This is a genomic window from Vibrio sp. 1288, assembly GCF_033344475.1.
Genome location: NZ_JAWPOX010000099.1, coordinates 1 through 1345 on the forward strand (window position 1 = coordinate 1; position 1345 = coordinate 1345).

The 1345-nt window shown below is 45.6% G+C and carries 1 protein-coding gene; it reads left to right on the forward strand.

What is annotated here, in order from left to right; all coding sequences use genetic code 11:
- On the forward strand, window positions 1-1345 hold a 1345-nt coding region (locus tag R8O11_RS24865; protein ID WP_318194561.1), incomplete at both ends, for a PTS transporter subunit EIIC.

The following is a 1345-nucleotide window of genomic DNA, read 5'->3' on the forward strand; positions in this document are numbered from 1 at the left end:
TTTCAGCGTCTGGCTGTAATCGCAGAGCAATGGCGAGCTGGGTCTAAATCTTACTTAACAGACTTAGCTTCAATCGCGTTACTGCTTCTCCCACTGACATTATCCAACGCGCTGGCTATTCTACTTGGTCACGCATTTCGAGTGGCGGGCTTGGGTGATGTTTCCTTACTGCTTTTCCACCTTTCCGACATTTTGATCAACCTATATCCCACGACATTTTGCGTGGTTGCTGCATATTATTTGTCGCACAAAGCCAATGTATCGAGTGTGGTGCTTATTATTTATTCGCTGATCATGTTTTATTTGGTGTCGATAGAAAATGAAAGCTTATCCGCGACGTATACGTTGCCCAATAACTCTCTGCTGGCGCTGATCAGCGCCATGATGTCGTATTTGTACTGCAAACATTTGAGAATTCAATTGCTTGAACCCCAAGCACTGGACTTTACTTCTCGGCTGTTTAAAGACGTTTTGCACTTTTTCGTATTTGTTCTTGTCGCGGTAAGCCTGTCTCACGTTACTGCGGCGATCATGGTGTGGTTTAGTGGTGCAGTGCGCAGTATCGGCGTTGATCCTTTAACGCTTGAAGGCGGTTTAATCTATCAAACCGTTTTGGGGTTGCTAGGGGCGACGGGCATCAATGCTCACAACATGTTGTTTGCCATCAAGCAGCAGATATACGCTGCGACCGAAGCCAACATGGCTGCTTGGCAAGCTGGCGAAGCGTCGCTTAACGTTATCAGCCAAGGTTTTTACGACGCCTTTTTGTCTATGGGCGGCTCGGGAAACAGCGTCTGTTTGCTTCTATGTATCCTGATTTTTGCCAGAGAGCGCAACCACATCATGTTGGCGTTGGCGGCTGCGCCATTGGTGATGTTCAACATTAATGAAGTGTTGCTGTTTGGTTTGCCGATCATCTTTAACCCTATTCTCATCATCCCATTTGTTCTGGTGCCTTTGGTGAGCTTCGTGATCACTTATGCGAGCATTGCGTCGGGTATGATTGATCCTGTCGAGAAGATCGTGAACTGGATGACGCCGCCGTTGATCAGTGGATATGTAGCAATGGGAAATCATATCCAAGGCACAATACTTCAACTGATAGTGATCGTGGCAGGAGTATTGATCTATCGACCTTTTTATCTTGCTTATGCTGGCAAACACGCGAGTCAATTCGGGCTGAATAATGCTTTGAATGGTATTGAACAATCGCTGTTTAAGTCTCTGCTTAATAGCGTGAAAGATTCAAACATATACAGTATTAACAAATCATCGGCTCAGAAGCGTTTGACTTCAATTCTGCGAGAAGGGGAGCTGGTGATGTTTTATCAAAAGCTACAATCGA